Source organism: Pedobacter flavus (assembly GCF_036324285.1).
Classification (GTDB): Bacteria; Bacteroidota; Bacteroidia; order Sphingobacteriales; family Sphingobacteriaceae; genus Pedobacter; species Pedobacter flavus.
The window spans coordinates 1,183,547-1,200,496 of record NZ_JAZDQU010000001.1; the positions used below are offsets into that span (position 1 = coordinate 1,183,547).

24 protein-coding genes are annotated in these 16,950 nt (G+C 34.7%); 21 read left to right on the plus strand and 3 right to left on the minus strand.

Annotated elements, in window-relative coordinates; translation table 11 throughout:
• Positions 1-16: 16 nt before the first annotated feature.
• Positions 17-679 (minus strand): gluconate 2-dehydrogenase subunit 3 family protein, encoded by a 663-nt coding sequence (locus tag VRU49_RS05460; protein WP_330145776.1) that lies wholly within the window; start codon positions 677-679, stop codon positions 17-19.
• A 165-nt stretch (positions 680-844) separates the two neighbouring features.
• On the opposite strand from VRU49_RS05460, the gene VRU49_RS05465 reads away from it, so the two are divergent.
• The 3 genes from VRU49_RS05465 (at position 845) to VRU49_RS05475 (ending at position 3,283) form a co-directional block, all read left to right on the plus strand.
• Entirely contained in the window at positions 845-1,798 is a 954-nt protein-coding gene (locus tag VRU49_RS05465) for an NAD-dependent epimerase/dehydratase family protein (RefSeq protein ID WP_330145777.1), read from the plus strand.
• A 51-nt stretch (positions 1,799-1,849) separates the two neighbouring features.
• Positions 1,850-2,575 (plus strand): YebC/PmpR family DNA-binding transcriptional regulator, encoded by a 726-nt coding sequence (locus VRU49_RS05470; protein ID WP_330145778.1) that lies wholly within the window; start codon positions 1,850-1,852, stop codon positions 2,573-2,575.
• Positions 2,576-2,686: 111 nt separating this feature from the next.
• Positions 2,687-3,283 (plus strand): ORF6N domain-containing protein, encoded by a 597-nt coding sequence (locus VRU49_RS05475; RefSeq protein WP_330145779.1) that lies wholly within the window; start codon positions 2,687-2,689, stop codon positions 3,281-3,283.
• A 16-nt stretch (positions 3,284-3,299) separates the two neighbouring features.
• Here the strand turns inward: VRU49_RS05475 and trhO are convergent, their stop codons facing one another.
• Together trhO and VRU49_RS05485 are read right to left on the minus strand one after the other, a co-directional pair.
• Positions 3,300-4,253: an oxygen-dependent tRNA uridine(34) hydroxylase TrhO gene (trhO, locus tag VRU49_RS05480; RefSeq protein ID WP_330145780.1), complete on the minus strand. Its 954-nt coding sequence runs from the start codon at positions 4,251-4,253 to the stop codon at positions 3,300-3,302.
• A 101-nt stretch (positions 4,254-4,354) separates the two neighbouring features.
• Entirely contained in the window at positions 4,355-6,808 is a 2,454-nt protein-coding gene (locus VRU49_RS05485) for a DUF5686 and carboxypeptidase regulatory-like domain-containing protein (RefSeq protein WP_330145781.1), read from the minus strand.
• Positions 6,809-6,910: 102 nt separating this feature from the next.
• Here VRU49_RS05485 and VRU49_RS05490 point away from each other — a divergent pair, with 102 nt between their 5' ends.
• The 18 genes from VRU49_RS05490 (at position 6,911) to rpsN (ending at position 16,872) form a co-directional block, all read left to right on the plus strand.
• Positions 6,911-7,609, plus strand: a complete 699-nt coding sequence (locus VRU49_RS05490) for a M15 family metallopeptidase (protein WP_330145782.1) — start codon at positions 6,911-6,913, stop codon at positions 7,607-7,609.
• A gap of 190 nt (positions 7,610-7,799) precedes the next feature.
• On the plus strand, positions 7,800-8,990 hold the full coding sequence (kbl, locus tag VRU49_RS05495) for a glycine C-acetyltransferase (RefSeq protein WP_330145783.1): 1,191 nt from the start codon (positions 7,800-7,802) through the stop codon (positions 8,988-8,990).
• A 28-nt stretch (positions 8,991-9,018) separates the two neighbouring features.
• A complete protein-coding gene (locus VRU49_RS05500) occupies positions 9,019-9,855 on the plus strand; it encodes a sulfite exporter TauE/SafE family protein (protein ID WP_330145784.1) in 837 nt (278 codons plus the stop codon).
• Positions 9,852-10,244: a DUF1634 domain-containing protein gene (locus VRU49_RS05505; protein ID WP_330145785.1), complete on the plus strand. Its 393-nt coding sequence runs from the start codon at positions 9,852-9,854 to the stop codon at positions 10,242-10,244. Before VRU49_RS05500 ends, VRU49_RS05505 begins: the two co-directional genes overlap by 4 nt.
• Positions 10,245-10,416: 172 nt before the next feature.
• Positions 10,417-11,034, plus strand: a complete 618-nt coding sequence (gene rplC, locus VRU49_RS05510; protein WP_330145786.1) for a 50S ribosomal protein L3 — start codon at positions 10,417-10,419, stop codon at positions 11,032-11,034.
• Between the two features lie 2 nt (positions 11,035-11,036).
• On the plus strand, positions 11,037-11,666 hold the full coding sequence (gene rplD / locus VRU49_RS05515) for a 50S ribosomal protein L4 (protein ID WP_330145787.1): 630 nt from the start codon (positions 11,037-11,039) through the stop codon (positions 11,664-11,666).
• A gap of 1 nt (position 11,667) precedes the next feature.
• Complete coding sequence (gene rplW / locus VRU49_RS05520; RefSeq protein WP_330145788.1) at positions 11,668-11,958, plus strand: 50S ribosomal protein L23; 291 nt, start codon at positions 11,668-11,670, stop codon at positions 11,956-11,958.
• Between the two features lie 19 nt (positions 11,959-11,977).
• Complete coding sequence (rplB, locus tag VRU49_RS05525; protein WP_330145789.1) at positions 11,978-12,802, plus strand: 50S ribosomal protein L2; 825 nt, start codon at positions 11,978-11,980, stop codon at positions 12,800-12,802.
• Positions 12,802-13,068 carry a 30S ribosomal protein S19 gene (rpsS, locus tag VRU49_RS05530; RefSeq protein ID WP_330145790.1) on the plus strand — a complete coding sequence of 89 codons (267 nt, stop codon included), beginning with the start codon at positions 12,802-12,804 and terminating at the stop codon, positions 13,066-13,068. Before rplB ends, rpsS begins: the two co-directional genes overlap by 1 nt.
• A gap of 8 nt (positions 13,069-13,076) precedes the next feature.
• A complete protein-coding gene (rplV, locus tag VRU49_RS05535; protein ID WP_330145791.1) occupies positions 13,077-13,439 on the plus strand; it encodes a 50S ribosomal protein L22 in 363 nt (120 codons plus the stop codon).
• A gap of 2 nt (positions 13,440-13,441) precedes the next feature.
• The gene (rpsC, locus tag VRU49_RS05540; protein ID WP_330145792.1) at positions 13,442-14,266 is read left to right on the plus strand and encodes a 30S ribosomal protein S3; all 825 of its coding nucleotides are present in this window, start codon (positions 13,442-13,444) and stop codon (positions 14,264-14,266) included.
• A gap of 38 nt (positions 14,267-14,304) precedes the next feature.
• Positions 14,305-14,727: a 50S ribosomal protein L16 gene (gene rplP / locus VRU49_RS05545; RefSeq protein WP_131555073.1), complete on the plus strand. Its 423-nt coding sequence runs from the start codon at positions 14,305-14,307 to the stop codon at positions 14,725-14,727.
• 112 nt (positions 14,728-14,839) lie between these two features.
• Positions 14,840-15,058 carry a 50S ribosomal protein L29 gene (gene rpmC / locus VRU49_RS05550; RefSeq protein ID WP_330145793.1) on the plus strand — a complete coding sequence of 73 codons (219 nt, stop codon included), beginning with the start codon at positions 14,840-14,842 and terminating at the stop codon, positions 15,056-15,058.
• Positions 15,059-15,072: 14 nt separating this feature from the next.
• Entirely contained in the window at positions 15,073-15,327 is a 255-nt protein-coding gene (gene rpsQ, locus VRU49_RS05555) for a 30S ribosomal protein S17 (protein ID WP_330145794.1), read from the plus strand.
• Position 15,328: 1 nt separating this feature from the next.
• On the plus strand, positions 15,329-15,697 hold the full coding sequence (rplN, locus tag VRU49_RS05560) for a 50S ribosomal protein L14 (protein WP_010599900.1): 369 nt from the start codon (positions 15,329-15,331) through the stop codon (positions 15,695-15,697).
• A gap of 1 nt (position 15,698) precedes the next feature.
• Positions 15,699-16,037: a 50S ribosomal protein L24 gene (gene rplX, locus VRU49_RS05565; protein WP_330145795.1), complete on the plus strand. Its 339-nt coding sequence runs from the start codon at positions 15,699-15,701 to the stop codon at positions 16,035-16,037.
• The gene (rplE, locus tag VRU49_RS05570) at positions 16,037-16,603 is read left to right on the plus strand and encodes a 50S ribosomal protein L5 (protein ID WP_330145796.1); all 567 of its coding nucleotides are present in this window, start codon (positions 16,037-16,039) and stop codon (positions 16,601-16,603) included. The genes rplX and rplE overlap by 1 nt, the downstream gene beginning before the upstream one ends.
• Positions 16,603-16,872 carry a 30S ribosomal protein S14 gene (gene rpsN, locus VRU49_RS05575; protein ID WP_330145797.1) on the plus strand — a complete coding sequence of 90 codons (270 nt, stop codon included), beginning with the start codon at positions 16,603-16,605 and terminating at the stop codon, positions 16,870-16,872. The genes rplE and rpsN overlap by 1 nt, the downstream gene beginning before the upstream one ends.
• Positions 16,873-16,950 lie beyond the last annotated feature (78 nt).

A 16,950-nucleotide genomic window follows, 5' to 3' on the forward strand; every position in this document is an offset into this window, starting at 1 on the left:
TTTGAGAGATTTAGAATTAAGACCAAAGTTTTTGATCGGGTTTAAGATCAACACATCCATCGTATCTGCCTGGAATAGGTAAATATTCATAAGCTTGAGTAACTCCAATTTCTGAAGTGAAGAAGCCTAGGATGGTTAAATCGCGCATAATTGCAAAGAAATATGATTTACTTTTTGGCTTATCTTTTACTCCAACTGAGCTGCCAGGAACTGAAGGAACATTTGCAGATTTAGCTTTCTCAGCCTCTTCTAAAGCCTTTTTCTCTTCACGCTCTGTAGCCATATCGGCGATGGTTTTCTGACGAACCTCTTCGATGATGCTTATTTTTTGTTCGCTAGTAAGCTCAGTAAAGTCTTTTGAGAAATTCTTTTTAGATCTATCTGTGATATCCTTTAATCCATCTTTAAAAATCCCAACTATCTCTTTCGGATAGCAGTCGGCAATCATCATAGGAATAAACGGACCAACTCCAGCTTTTTTTGCGCCGGGCGACTTTTTGGTATCGGGTAAAATTACATCTGCAATTTCAGTAATTAGATCTAATTCTACTTTGTTAAATAGTTGGTCAGTGGAAGTGATTTTCTCTCCACAGCCTTCTAAAATTGAGGCGATTGTGGTGGCCGATAATGTTGCCCCCATTAAAAAGGCGACATTTTTAACGGCTTGTCTTCTATCCATTATTTTATAGTTTAGTTTGGTTTAAGGTAAATATAAAATTCAAAACCTAAAATAATGATATTTACTTATTTACAAGGTTAAGATTTACAGGGGCAAAATAATTCTTTTTTCGGAATTCAACTCGGTTTCATACAATTTTTTAACTTTGCTTAAATTGAAGATTTAATGCAAGAAAATATATTGGTTATTGGGTCCAATGGACAAATTGGAACTGAGCTTGTAATAGCCCTTAGAAATATATATGGCGACTCTAATGTAATAGCATGCGATTTACAGCCATCTAAACAAATTGAATTGAGTGCCGGTCCATTTGAGGTGGTTAATGTTCTTGATAAACAAGTGGTTAGTGATGTATTTAAAAAATATAAACCAACTCAAGTTTATTTATTAGCGGCATTATTATCAGCTACTGGTGAAAAAAATCCAGCTCTGGCTTGGGATTTAAATATGAATGGGTTATTCCATGTATTAGATTTAGCCATAGAATTTAAAACCGCAAAAGTATATTGGCCAAGTTCTATTGCAGTATTCGGGCCAAATTCTCCAAAACATAATACAGATCAGTTTTGTGTAATGGATCCAAATACCGTTTATGGGATTAGCAAATTAGCAGGCGAAAGATGGTGCGAATATTACTTCCAAAAATATGGTTTAGACGTGAGAAGTATCCGTTATCCGGGATTAATTAGTTGGAAAGCTATGCCGGGAGGTGGCACTACCGATTATGCGGTTCATATATTTCATGAGGCTTTGAAAAATAAAAGCTATCAATCTTTCTTGTCTGCAACCACCGAATTACCAATGATGTATATGGATGATGCAATAAGAGGAACATTGGAATTAATGGATGCACCAGCAGATAATTTGAGGATTCGTTCGGCATATAATTTCGCAGGCGTTAGTTTTACCCCTGAAATTTTAGCTGAGGAAATTAAAAAGCATATTCCTGAATTTAAATTGGGCTATGTAGAAAATGATCCACGACAGTTAATTGCAAATAGCTGGCCAGCATCAATTAATGATGATTATGCAAGAACAGATTGGGGTTGGAAACCAAATTATGATTTGGCAAAGATTACTTCAGACATGTTAGAAAATATTAAAAAAACAGTTTATTAATTAAAAATATTGCGAAAAGGGTAAGCCCTTTAAACATAACATTACAGCAAAATGGGAAGAGCATTTGAATTTAGAAAAGAGAGAAAATTTAAACGTTGGGCAAAAATGGCCGTTCAATTTACGCGTATCGGTAAAGATATCGTAATTGCAGTAAAGGAAGGCGGACCACATCCAGAAACTAACTCACGTTTACGTACAGCAATACAGAATGCTAAAGCTGTAAATATGCCAAAAGATAGAGTTGACGCGGCAATAAAACGTGCTTCAGATAAATCGATGGCTAATTATGAAGAAATTGTTTACGAAGGTTATGCACCTCATGGGGTAGCAGTTTTAATTGAAACAGCAACCGATAATACCAACCGTACAGTGGCTAATGTTCGTAGTTATTTTAATAAAACTAATGGTACATTAGGGAAAACAGGCTCATTGGATTTTGTTTTTAGTAGAAAGTCAATATTTAGATTTTTACCTGGCGAATTAGATTTAGAAGAGCTTGAATTCGAATTAATTGATTCAGGTTTAGAAGAATTATTTGTTGAGGCTGATGAAGAAGGAAATGATGTTGTAGTGGCTCAAGCGGCTTTTGAAGATTTTGGTCGTATGCAAAAAGCATTAGAAGAAAAGGGGATAGAATTGAAAAGTTCGAAACTGGAGCGTATCGCCTTATCTCATCATGCGGTAACAGAAGAGCAAGCAGCTGATGTTTTAAAATTAATTGATAAATTAGAAGAGGATGATGACGTTCAGGCGGTTTATCACAATATGGAAGAATAAAGACGATTGAAATCTACTTTACGAAAGGCAAATTATTACAATAATTTGCCTTTTTTTATTTTATATAAATTGGAAGTTGTATAAATCTCCACTCTTATACATTATCAATTTTTGTTTGTTAAATTAGAAGGTGAAGTTGGATTAAAGTGGCCATTAAATATGGAAAAACATGATGAAAAATTTATCTCAGATGAGGTAGTTATAGATAAAATTTATTGGGTTAGGAATCAAAAAGTAATGTTGGATCAAGATCTAGCAGAATTATATGGGATACAAACTAGGCGTTTAAACGAACAGGTTAAAAGAAATAGAGAACGGTTCCCTGATGATTTTATGTTTGAATTAACTGAAGACGAATATTTAAACTTGATGTCGCAAATTGCGACTTCAAGTTGGGGAGGACGTAGAAATAGACCTTATGCTTTTACAGAACATGGCGTTTTGATGTTGTCATCTGTTTTAAACAGCAAAAGAGCAATTGAAGTAAATGTGCAAATTATGCGTGTTTATATAAAGATAAGAGAAATGTTGCTAGCTAATAAAGATCTATTTACAAGAGTTGAGCAGGTAGAGAAAAATTTAGTTAAGCACGATCATAATATTGAGTTACTCTTTAATTATTTCAGAAAGTTTTTGCAACAAGATGATCAGCCTAGAGAAAAAATAGGGTATAAACTAGAATCTGAAAAAAAAGCTCAAACTAATTAGTTTGAGCTTTTCTATTTTATTCAAATGGTTCAGCCAATTTTACTTTTTTATTTATTGGCTGAGGAACTTTCACATAATAGCCTGTTCCATCGTACGGTCGTTTTCTAGGATTGGTTGTACATGCAATAGAACAACATCCTTCTAAAGTTTCGCCGCAATTGTCACATTGAGTAATGTGCTCATTACATTCTGGATTTGCACAGTTAATCATTTTTGGAGTGGTAATTCCGCAATTGTAACATTTAGACACGATTGTAGGATTTACCGAATTAACATCTACAGCAATTCTATTGTCAAATACATAACATTTACCTTCAAAATCTTCTCCACCAGCTTCTTTACCATATTTTATAATACCACCATGTAATTGGTAAACGTCTTGGAAACCATGATGTAGTAATAATGCCGATGCCTTTTCACATTTTATCCCGCCAGTACAGTAGGTTAAAACTTTCTTGTCTTTGTATTGGGCTAACTCATTAATTTTATTCGGAAAATCTCTAAAATTTTCAATGTCTAAGGTTATAGCATTTTTAAATTTACCAAGATTATGCTCGTAATTAGATCTAACATCTAATATTACTACATCTTCTTGATCCTTAAGCTCTAAAAATTCTTTTGGCTCTAAATGTTTTCCAGTTTTTTTATTGGGATCAATAATAGTTTTATCTCTTAATCCTGAATGAACTATTTCCGATTTATAACGGCAATGCATTTTAATGAAAGACGGCTCTTCCACCTCATCAATTTTAAATTCCGTTTTTTTAAAGCGTTCATCAGCATGAATGGTATCCATGTAGATTTTACATGATTCCTTAGTTCCGGAAACAGTTCCATTTAAGCCTTCATCAGCCACAATTATACGGCCAACTAAATTTAAACTTTTACAAAATTGAAGATGATCTGCTGCAAATTGCTCAGCATCTGCTATAGGACTATAGCAATAGTAAAGTAATGTTTGATAACTCATAAAAAATTGATACCGCTGCAAACGGCGTTTAATATTACAAAGTTAAGAAAAAAATATTCAATGCATAAGTCTTCAATTTCAAATTTTATTTGAATTTCGATTTATAGTCTAATACTTAATCTAAGTCCATTTTCCATTTTTTTTCCGTTTAAATAAGACATTCCATAAGAAATTTGAAATCCGGTTAAATGTGTTAATCCAAAATATGCTTCGGTATAATTCCCCAATTTATTAGTCGATAAATAGTTTATTCCAACTACTTCCTGAAGTTTTAATTTTCTAATTAATGGAAATTTATTCAGGAAAAATCCTGAGAAATTATGTTCTAAATGCGCTTCGAAATACGACTTTGCCGTACTGTTTTCATAGATATTTAGGAACAAGAAGGCATTATTTGAAGTAGTATAGGCTGTACTTTGATTACCATTAAAGTGCTTAAAGTCTGGGTAAAAAATATTTTTATTGTTCAAGAATTTTCCTGCACCTAGCATAAAACTGAATTTCCCATAAAAGCCCAATTTTATATCACGTTTAGTAAGCTCAGAATAAACGAAATCATAATTTACTTCAGAACCTAGAACATTTGCCAGACCTTTAATAAAACCAAAACTTAGGGTTGGATATTTAGATGGAAGGTAGAATTTTCCAGAAGGGTAGGTTACATATTTATTGCTAAAATTATAACTTAACCTTCCACCAATTCTAAAAGATGAATTGTCGGGAAATAAAGGTACATCCAACGTTTGAGAAAATGGATTGTTTGGACTAAACGACCTATCTTTGTAATCCCTCCAAGTGTAATTAGTAAGATTAATTAGACTTTTTCGATGGGCATATTCAGCAAACATATTCCCGTAAATACTGCTAAATATATAACCGCCTATCCCCAAATTCGCGAAATTCTTTTGATAGAGTTTTAAATAATTCCGTTCAAAAAGTAACGAATTTAATGAATTGCCTAGTTGAGATTGGTAAGCATTATTATTTAAATCGAGAATAGATGAACCACCGCTAAAATTTAGGTTGATTTTTTCTAGTGGAATATTTAAAGATATGGATGGATGAAACTTTTTAGAAGTAAAACCATACCTTAAATTGGTGGAAATTTGTAAGACTTTATTACGTACAGAATCTATCTGTTTTCTGTAACTAGCTTTATAATCTAAACCGAAACCTTCAACTGTATTATAAAACAAAGCATCTTTTACTGAAGAAAACTGATAAACAGTTTTTTCAAACCTGTTTAAATGTGAAAATCCTTTCCATAACACTTTGCTCACTGATAACTTATTCCGCTCTGAATCTAAAGAATCTAGATAAGTTTTTGATTCTCTTTTAGCAGCCAAAACAGATTTTTTTTCATAATCTAATTTTTCTTCTTCTGTAAGTGGAATGGGTCTAGCGTTATCCCAATAACCATCATCTTTTTTATTAACATCAGCCGTTACTTTCATTATCTCGGCAAATGCTTTTTTGTCTTTGCGAGAATTTAAATCATAATTACTAAATACGGCAGCAAAATATCCACCAAACTTAAACCCTAATAGTCCGCCAGTAAAATCAAACTTTATGTTAGAAGGCAACCAGATATCTTTATCAATAGGGATATACTGCTGTTTAATGTTTAATTCATCTATGAAATTTAAGTTTACTTCCTTGGTCAGAGTTAAATCTGCTTCAAATAATCTCCATTGGTTATCAACAATGTAGATTGTACCTCTAAAAACAGGGTCGGTATTCCTACGAGGAATAACTTGGATTTTTAAAATAGAAATACCATTTTCTTCAGATGCGCCAAGATATTTATACCTATAATAGAACATAGCATTTTCTGCTAATGGAGAAACTATGGGTCTTAAACTTAAATCGTTTAAGTTCTGCGTGTTTTCATAAAAATTAATCTTTAAGTCAGAAGCTCTGTTAAAACTAAAAGCGCGGTTACTACCCGATACTTTTGAAGAAATCATTTCTTCATTTACTTGGTTTGGTGCTTTAAAATTATAAATAGATTCAGATTCTGATAGATAGATTATTCCTCTTCTATTGCTATCAAGACCTATTTCGTTTGTAGCTTTTTGAATGTCAACACCCAAGAAGTTTTTCGGTGCATCTAGCATTTTTTGCAACCCCTTAATATAAACTCGAGTTGAAAACTCTTTTACTTCATTTAAATGTTTTAAACGTTTATTAATAACATTCCGCATAATTGCGTAGGCTGGATCTTCAGCAGAAGCAGTAAAACTTACACTTTCTATATTAAAAGATTCTTCTTCAAGCTCAACCATAATTGGAAAACTTGTACTATTGTCAACCGATTTTTCAATGGCTTTGTAACCGATTGCTTTAATTATTAAGGTTTGATGGGTTGTAGGAATAGAAAGTTTAAATTCTCCATCCACATTGGAAGTTGTGGAAATTGAAGTTCCTTTTAAATAGATAGAGCTATAGGGAATAGCAACCTTATTTTTATCAGTAATTTTACCGGTTATTGGTTTTTGCGCAAATAAATATAGCGGGATTGCAAGTGTAAATAGAAGAATAAGTTTTAATTTCATCTTTCAAATATCAAATTTGTTTTGATATAAAGTCGTTAAAGTTTGTTAAGACAGATATTTAGGTTGTTTTTTTACCGTTTATCTGGGTATATTGTTGAATTTATGGTTAAAATATTATTTTTCTTTGCCTGCTGTATTAGCATTGCGTCTAATGCCAATTCTCAAAAAAATCTAACAAAGGAATTTTTAACAGGAAAAAACGATTTCAAAAAGGACGTAAACTTTGTGAAGCTAGGAGAGCCCTTTGCTAATAAATCCATTTATATAAATAGAGAGGCATCTATTCAGTTTAAAAAAATGTATGCAGCTGCCTTGGCAGACAATATTAAATTAATCATATTGTCTGCTGCTCGTAATTTTGATTATCAAAAAGCTATTTGGGGAAAAAAGTGGGAGCGACTAAATAATTCAGCTTTTAAAGACCCTTTATTGAGAGCTACAGAAATTTTAAAATATTCGGCACTTCCGGGTACATCAAGGCATCATTGGGGAACAGATATTGATTTAGTGAATTTAAATAATTCTTACTTTGAATCTGGAGAAGGCAAGAGAATTTACGAATGGTTAAAAGCAAATGCTTCAAAATATGGATTTTATCAGCCTTATACAGCAGGTAGAAAAATGGGATATAAAGAAGAAAAATGGCATTGGAGTTATTTGCCGGTTGCAGAAATTTATTTACAAGAATATTTAAAAACTATAACTTGCAATGATATTTCAGGCTTCTATGGTGCAAAAACAGTCCTGCAATTAAATGTCGTTAATAATTACGTAAAGGCCGTAAACACAAAATATTGGTAGTTATAAATGAATAGAAATCCAGTTAAATAATGATCATATGGAGACTTTTTTACTTCGCTTAATTACCTATGATCAATTTAATTGATGCCGGGGCCTATTACTCGAAAAAATTAAGCTAGAACTTAGCATATATTCTTTGGGCTCTATCCTTAAAAATTTCTAACTTTGAGCTACCTGAAATATTATAAATATGTACAAAACCTTACAACCTGTTCTAGAAAAGGAACTTCAAGAAATAGAAGCTGCAGGCTTATATAAAAGAGAAAGAATTATTACTAGTCCACAAGGCGCAGAAATTACTGTTTCTACTGGGCAGGAAGTTATAAATTTTTGTGCAAATAACTATTTAGGATTGTCTTCGCATCCTGTAGTATTAGAGGCAGCAAAAAAATCATTGGAAAAATATGGTTATGGAATGTCTTCTGTACGTTTCATTTGTGGTACACAAGATGTTCATAAAGAATTAGAAGCTAAATTGGCTGAATTCTTAGGGACGGAAGACACCATTTTATATGCCGCTGCATTTGATGCAAATGGTGGAGTATTTGAACCATTGTTTAATGAGCAAGATGCAATTATATCTGATGAATTAAATCATGCTTCTATAATAGACGGCGTTCGATTATGTAAAGCTAAACGTTTTAGATATAAGCATAATGATATGGCAGACTTAGAGCAACAATTAAAAGATGCCGCTGGGTCTAGACATAAAATTATAGTAACAGATGGTGCTTTCTCTATGGATGGAACCATCGCACAATTAGATAAAATTTGTGATTTAGCTGATAAATATGAGGCGTTGGTCATGATAGACGAATCGCATTGTTCTGGATTTTTAGGAAAAACAGGTAGAGGAACTCACGAGCATTGTGGGGTAATGGGGAGAATAGACATTATTACAGGCACCTTTGGTAAAGCTTTAGGTGGCGCATCTGGCGGATTTACTTCAGGGAAAAAAGAAATAATTGATATGCTTCGTCAGCGTTCTAGACCTTATTTGTTTTCTAACACCTTAGCTCCAGCAATTACGGGTGCTACAGTTGCTGTATTAGATTTACTAAGTAATACGACAGATTTAAGAGATAAATTAGAGACTAACACACAGTATTTTAGAGAGAAAATGACGGCCGCTGGTTTTGATATTAAACCAGGTGTTCACCCAATTGTCCCGGTAATGTTGTATGATGCTAAATTAGCTCAGGAATTTGCTGCTAAAATGCTAGATGAAGGTATTTATGTTATTGGTTTCTATTATCCTGTTGTTCCTCAAGGAAAGGCAAGAATTCGTGTTCAAATATCAGCAGGACATGAGCGCGAACATTTAGATAAAGCAATTGCGGCATTTATAAAAGTGGGTAAAGAATTACAAGTAATTAAATAAATATTAATTAAGACTTGTAGCTTTGGAAATGTCGTTAATGTTATTTACCCTAATTATGCTAGTCGGCGCATTTCTGGCCGGTTTAGTAGGGTCGCTAACAGGACTTGGAGGAGGTGTAATTATAATACCCTTACTAACCTTAGGCTTGGGGGTTGATATAAAATATGCCATGGGAGCATCTATAGTATCTATTATTGCAACCTCATCAGGTTCGGCCGCTGCATACGTAAAGGAAGGAATCACCAACATTAGGGTTGGAATGTTTTTGGAAATTGCGACAACCATTGGAGCTATAATAGGAGCTACATTATTAGCTTATATTAATACAAGCTATATTGCCATTTTTTTTGGATGTATTTTAATTTTTTCTGCCATAATGATGGTCGTTAAAAAGAAATCAAGAGAAAATAATGACGATACCAGCAAACTGGCAAATATTTTCAAACTAAATGGTAGTTATCCCACGCCTGAAGGTGTAAAAGAATATAAAGTTCATAGGGTAGTGGGCGGATTTTTCATGATGATGTTTGCTGGTGTACTTTCGGGTTTATTAGCAATTGGATCTGGAGCTTTAAAAGTAATAGCTATGGATAATATCATGAGATTGCCATTTAAAGTATCTACTACAACAAGTAACTTCATGATTGGGGTAACCGCTGCGGCAAGTGCGATTATATACCTGTATAGAGGGCAAATTGAACCAGGTATAGCCATGCCAGTATGTCTAGGTGTATTATTGGGAGCCACTTTGGGCGCTAAATTATTATTGCGAACCAAAACCGATAAATTGAAAATTGTATTTGCGGTTGTAATTGCTTTTTTGGCTGTTCAAATGATATACAACGGAATAGTTGGTAATATATGAAAAAGGTTGTGCAACATACTTCAGATAAGGACATTCAAATTATCCTAGGCACTTTATTAAGGGTAGGCGTAATCTCGTCGATGGTAATAGTAACAATAGGTTGTGTAATGTATTTGTTTGAGCATGCGCATGAAACTGTCAATTATTCTGAATTTAGAATAGATTTTAATACTTACGACTCTATACCTAAGATTTATAGAGACTTAATGTTATTTAAAAGTTCGGCGATAATTCAATTTGGAATATTGTTATTAATATTTACTCCGATTTTAAGAATTATATTTTCTATATACAGTTTTATTTTAGAAAAAGATTATCTCTATGTTGTTATAGGATTAATAGTTTTGAGTATAATACTTCTTAGTTTAAATGGTGGATTGGCACATTAACCAAAGTGCTGATGTAATGTTCTGATCATTACAGTAAATTATTTTAAAAAATATTTACGTAACTATTTGAAAATTAATAAATGTTTCCTATTTTTGCCGTCCCTTAAGTGGGATGTATAATCACCTTGAACGAAGCCCTACTGCTTCGATGGGTGCTAAAATTAAATAGAAAATGTCAGGAATTATTGGAAAAAAGGTAGGAATGACCAGCATTTTTGACGCCGACGGAAAAAACATTCCGTGTACGGTGATCGAGGCTGGGCCTTGTGTAGTTACACAGGTTAAGACCGTAGAAAAAGACGGTTACGTTTCAGTTCAGCTAAGTTACGACGAGGCTAAAGAGAAAAACACAACTTCTCCCCTAAAAGGACACTTTGCTAAGGCAAACACAACGCCAAAGCGCAAAATTGTAGAGTTTCAACCATTTGAAGAGCCTTTAAATTTAGGCGACACAGTTACGGTTGATATTTTTGCAGAAGGCGACTATGTAGATGTTGTTGGTACGTCAAAAGGTAAAGGTTTTCAGGGTGTAGTTAAGCGTCATGGCTTTGGTGGTGTGGGTGGTCAAACTCACGGACAGCACAACAGGTTGCGTGCACCGGGTTCATTGGGAGCTTCATCTTATCCATCACGTGTATTTAAAGGTATGCGTATGGCTGGAAGAACAGGTGGTGATAGGGTAAAAGTTCAGAACTTAAGAGTTTTGAAAATTTATGCTGATCAAAATTTATTAGTAGTTAGTGGTTCAATTCCAGGAGCCAAAGGTTCTTACGTAATCTTAGATAAATAACCATGGAACTTAAAGTAGTAAACATATCAGGAAAAGAGACAGGTGCCAAGGTGCAGCTTTCTGATTCGGTTTTTGGGGTTACACCAAATGACCATGCGATTTATCTAGACATTAAGCAATACTTAGCGAATCAACGTCAAGGAACGCACAAGTCTAAACAACGTAATGAAATTGCGGGATCAACTCGTAAATTATACAAACAAAAAGGTACAGGTGGTGCAAGAGCGGGAAGCATTAAATCTCCATTATTTAATGGTGGTGGTCGTGTTTTTGGTCCTCAGCCTCGTGATTATAGCTTCAAATTAAACAAGAAGTTAAAAGCATTGGCTAGAAAATCTGCGCTTTCATACAAAGCACAAGATAACAACATCGTAGTATTAGAAGATTTCACTTTTGATACAATCAAAACTAAGAACTATGTTAACTTGGTTAAATCATTGAATTTAACAGGTGAGAAGACATTATTAGTTTTACCGGTACAAAATAACAATATCTATTTATCAAGCAGAAACATTCAGAAAGTAAAAGTTACTACTGCAGATCAGTTAAATACATTTGATGTATTAAACGCTGGTAAGCTTTTATTGACTGCTGACGCTGTTAAAACTGTGGAGGAGGCATTTGCCAAGTAATATGGAATTATTAAAAAAACCAATATTAACGGAGAAAGCTTCTGCATTAACTGAAAAGTCTAATCGCTTTACATTTAAAGTAGAACCAAAAGCAAACAAATTGCAAATTAAGGCAGCCATAGAAAAAATGTACGGTGTTAGCATATTAGCTATCAATACAATGGTTGTTTATGGCAAAACTAAATCTAGAAACACAAAAGCTGGATTAGTTACAGGTCGTACTGCAAAGTATAAAAAAGCGATTGTTACGCTAAAAGATGGCGAGACAATTGATTATTACGCAAATATTTAATAAGAATTCAATATAAACTATGGGCTTAAGAAAATTTAAACCAGTTACTCCAGGTACCCGCTTCAGGGTAGGTGCCAGCTTTACGGAGATTACAGCAACCAAGCCCGAAAAATCATTGGTTGTATCTTCTAAGAAGTCAGGAGGTCGTAACAATACAGGAAAGATGACTATGCGTTACATGGGTGGCGGTCATAAGAAATCTTACAGATTAATCGATTTTAAACGCGATAAATTTAACATTCCTGCAACAGTTGCGACGATCGAATACGATCCTAACCGGACTGCACGCATTGCATTATTAAATTATGCAGATGGCGAGAAACGTTATATTATTGCACCAGAAGGGTTGCAAGTTGGACAGACAGTTATGTCGGGCGACAATGCTTCACCAGAATTGGGCAATACTTTAAAAATCGCTAACATTCCATTGGGTTCAATCATCCACAATGTGGAGATTCATCCAGGAAAAGGCGCTCAATTAGCACGTAGTGCTGGAGCATACGCACAGTTGGCTGCACGTGAGGAAAAATATGCGACTTTAAAAATGCCTTCAGGCGAGACGCGTTTAATTTTGATTACTTGTTTAGCTACAATCGGTGCTGTATCTAATTCAGATCATGCAAATGAAGTTTTAGGTAAAGCAGGCCGTAAACGCTGGTTAGGTCGTCGTCCAAGAGTTCGTGGTGTTGCAATGAACCCAGTAGATCACCCTATGGGTGGTGGTGAGGGTCGCTCATCAGGAGGTCAGCCACGGTCAAGAAATGGCGTATTCGCGAAAGGATTTAAAACTCGTGAATTGAAAAAATACTCAAATCGTTTCATCGTAGAGAAAAGGAAGAAATAATGGCTCGTTCAATTAAAAAAGGACCTTATATAGATCATAACGTAGAGAAAAAAGTTGACTCTATGAATGACTCAGGTAAAAAGTCCGTAATCAAAACTTGGTCTAGAAGATCAATGATCTCACCAGATTTTGTAGGACATACATTTGCAGTACACAATGGTAACAAATTTATACCTGTGTATGTAACAGAAAATATGGTTGGTCATAAGCTGGGAGAGTTTGCGCCAACTCGTACATTTAGAGGACACTCTGACAAGAAAAAATAAATCAGACAATGGAAGCAATAGCAAAATTAAACAATTGTCCAACCTCACCGCGTAAAATGCGTTTGGTTGTAGATCTTATCAGAGGCGAACGTGTTGAGAAGGCCCTTCAAATCTTGAAATTCACTAATAAAGAAGCTGCCCTTAAAGTTGAAAAACTTTTATTATCAGCTATTAAAAATTGGGAAAATAAGAATGAAGGTTCTAGGCCTGAGGATAACCAATTATATGTAAAAACAATAATGGTTGGCGGTGGCCGTCAATTAAAGCGCCTACGTCCTGCACCGCAAGGACGTGGTTACAGAATTCGTAAAAGATCGAATCACGTAACGCTGATTGTAGATAGTAAAAACGTAGAAACGCAAGCTAATTAATAATGGGACAGAAAGCACATCCAATAGGTAACAGATTAGGAATCATCAAAGGTTGGGATTCTAACTGGTTCGGTGGCAACAACTACTCCGATAAATTAGTTGAAGACGAAAAGATCAGAAAATACCTTTCAGCTCGTATCGCAAAAGGCGGTGTAGCTAAAGTAGTGATCGAACGTACATTAAAGCGTATCACAGTAACGATTCACACTGCCCGTCCAGGGATTGTAATCGGAAAAGCTGGTCAAGAAGTTGATAAAATCAAAGAAGAGTTAAAACAATTAACTAAGAAAGAGATTCAAATCAATATTTTCGAGATCAAGCGTCCAGAATTAGATGCTCAATTAGTAGCAGAAGGTGTTGCAAAACAACTTGAAGCTAGAATTTCTTTCAGAAGAGCAATGAAAACTAGCATTGCATCTACCATGAGAATTGGTGGCGAAGGAATTAAAATCATGTGCTCAGGCCGTTTAGGTGGAGCAGAGATGGCAAGAACTGAGCAATATAAAGAAGGAAGAATTCCATTGCATACATTCCGTGCGGATATCGATTACGCATTAGCAGAAGCATTAACTACTTATGGTAAAATAGGTGTTAAAGTATGGATCTGTAAAGGTGAAGTATACGGTAAACGTGATCTTTCTCCAAACATTGGCGCTGCAAGTAATGCACCAGGTAAAGGAAATAGACCAGAAGGATCATTCGGTGGTCGTGATAGAGATAACCGAGGTGGCGATAGAAGAAACGACAGACGTGGTGGAAACCAAGGAGGTCGTTCAGGCCAAGGAGGTCGCGATAATAGAGGTGGCAATAATGGCCCTCGTAGATAATTAAGTTAACAGATCGTATAACGATAATTTAGAAAATAATGTTACAGCCAAAAAGAACGAAGTTCAGAAAGATGCAAAAAGGCAGAATGAAAGGTTTAGCTACTCGTGGAGCTGAATTATCATTCGGATCTTTCGGGATCAAATCTCTAGAAGCAACTTGGATTACAAGTCGCCAAATAGAAGCAGCCCGTATTGCAGTAACTCGTTTCATGAAACGTGAAGGACAAGTTTGGATTAGAATATTTCCGGATAAACCAGTTACAAAAAAGCCTGCAGAAGTACGTATGGGTAAAGGTAAAGGTGCGCCAGAATATTGGGTAGCAGTAGTTAGACCAGGACGCATCATTTTTGAAGCAGAAGGTGTACCTATGGAAGTTGCAAAAGAAGCACTTCGTTTAGCTGCTCAAAAATTACCTATCCAAACGAAGTTTGTAGTACGTAGAGATTACGTAGAAGCATAATAAATCTGGAGTTGTATGTTGTAAGCTTGTTATTGCAACCGCTAGACTTCAAAAATAATTAACTAAAGGATTCCGAGCAATCGGACTCCTTGCATTGAAAAAAAATATATCAATGAAAAATTCAGAGATTAAAGAGCTTTCAAAAGACGAATTAACTTCTCGCATTGCGGAAGAAAAAGAAAATTTAGCGAAGCTTAAGTTTGCACACGCAATCTCTTCAATTGAGAATCCTAACCGTATTAATGTGGTTAGAAAAACAATTGCTAGATTGAGTACTGCATTAACCATTCAGAGTAAAGCTCAAGTAGCTACTGCTGAAGAAACTAAATAAATTCAGAGTCGGAAATGGAAAGACAATTAAGAAAAACAAGAACAGGGTTAGTAGTTAGCAATAAAATGGAGAAATCTATTGTTGTAGCTGTTGAGCGTAAAGTAAAACACCCTATTTATGGTAAGTTTGTTAAGAAAACTACCAAATTCATGGCGCATGATGAGAAAAATGATTGTGGTATCGGAGATACTGTATTAATCATGGAAACTCGCCCATTGAGTAAAAACAAAAACTGGAGATTAGTTCAAATAATAGAGAGGGCTAAATAACATGGTACAACAGGAATCAAGATTAAATGTAGCCGACAACAGTGGCGCAAAAGAAGTACTGGTAATCCGTGTACTTGGTGGAACTGGCAAACGTTATGCTTCTATAGGTGACAAAGTTGTAGTTACCGTGAAAAGTGCATTGCCTTCAGGAAATATTAAAAAAGGAACTGTTTCAAAAGCGGTTGTAGTTCGTACGAAAAAAGAAATCAGACGTAAGGATGGTTCTTATATTCGTTTCGACGACAATGCTGCAGTATTGTTAAATGCTCAGGATGAACCGCGTGGTACACGTATCTTTGGCCCGGTTGCGAGAGAATTACGTGAAAAACAATTCATGAAAATCGTATCATTAGCACCGGAGGTATTGTAATATGGAAAATAAAACTAAAAACACTAAATTAAAGATCCGTAAAGGAGATTTAGTGAAAGTTATTGCCGGCGATTCTAAAGGGCAGCAAGGTAAAGTTCAAGAAGTTATTGTCGCTAAAAATAGAGTAGTAGTAGAAGGAGTTAATCTTGTTTCAAGACATACTAAACCTAATGCTGCAACTCCAAATGGTGGTATTATTAAAAAAGAAGCAGCGCTTCATATATCTAATGTTATGCTTGTTGACCCTACTTCAGGTAAACCTACTCGCGTTGGTAGAAAACTAAACGCAGATGGTAAATTAGTAAGGGTTGCTAAAAATTCTGGAGGGGAGATAAAATAATGGCTTACGTACCAAGATTAAAAACAAAATATAAAGAGGAAGTAGTTCCAGCTTTGAAAGAGAAGTTCAACTATAAAAGCGTAATGCAAGTTCCTAAATTGACTAAAATTGCTATCAACCAAGGTGTTGGTCGTTATTCAGTAACTGATAAAAAAGTTATGGATAGCTCAATCCTTGAAATGACCACTATTACTGGTCAGCAAGCAGTTGGTGCAAAATCTAAAAAGGATATCTCTAACTTTAAATTACGTAAAGGAATGCCTGTAGGTGTTCGCGTAACTTTAAGAGATAACAACATGTATGAGTTTTTAGATAGACTTATTGCTGTTGCTCTTCCTAGGATTCGTGATTTTAAAGGTATCAATGATAAAGGTTTTGATGGTAAAGGAAATTATACTTTAGGTATCACAGAACAAATTATCTTCCCAGAGATTAATATTGATAAAATCAACAAAATCATGGGTATGGATATTACATTCGTTACTACTGCTACTAATGATGTAGAAGCATTAGAACTTTTAAAACAATTTGGATTACCATTTAAAAATCAAAACACAAATCAATAATGGCAAAAGAAGGTGTAAAAGCTCGCGAAATTAAGCGCCAGAAATTAGTAGCAAAATATGCTGAGAAACGTGCTGAATTAAAAGCTAATGGAGATTATGCAGGTTTAGATAAATTACCTAAAAATTCTTCAGCAGTACGTTTGCACAACCGTTGTAAATTAACGGGCAGACCTCGTGGATATATGCGCACATTTGGTATTTCAAGGGTAACATTCCGCGAAATGGCACTTGAGGGTAAAATCCCAGGGGTGAGAAAAGCAAGCTGGTAATAAGTATAAATGTACGAATGAATTAAAATGCAAGATAATATCCTGTATTTTAATTCATTTCTCGTACCTTTGGCTTTT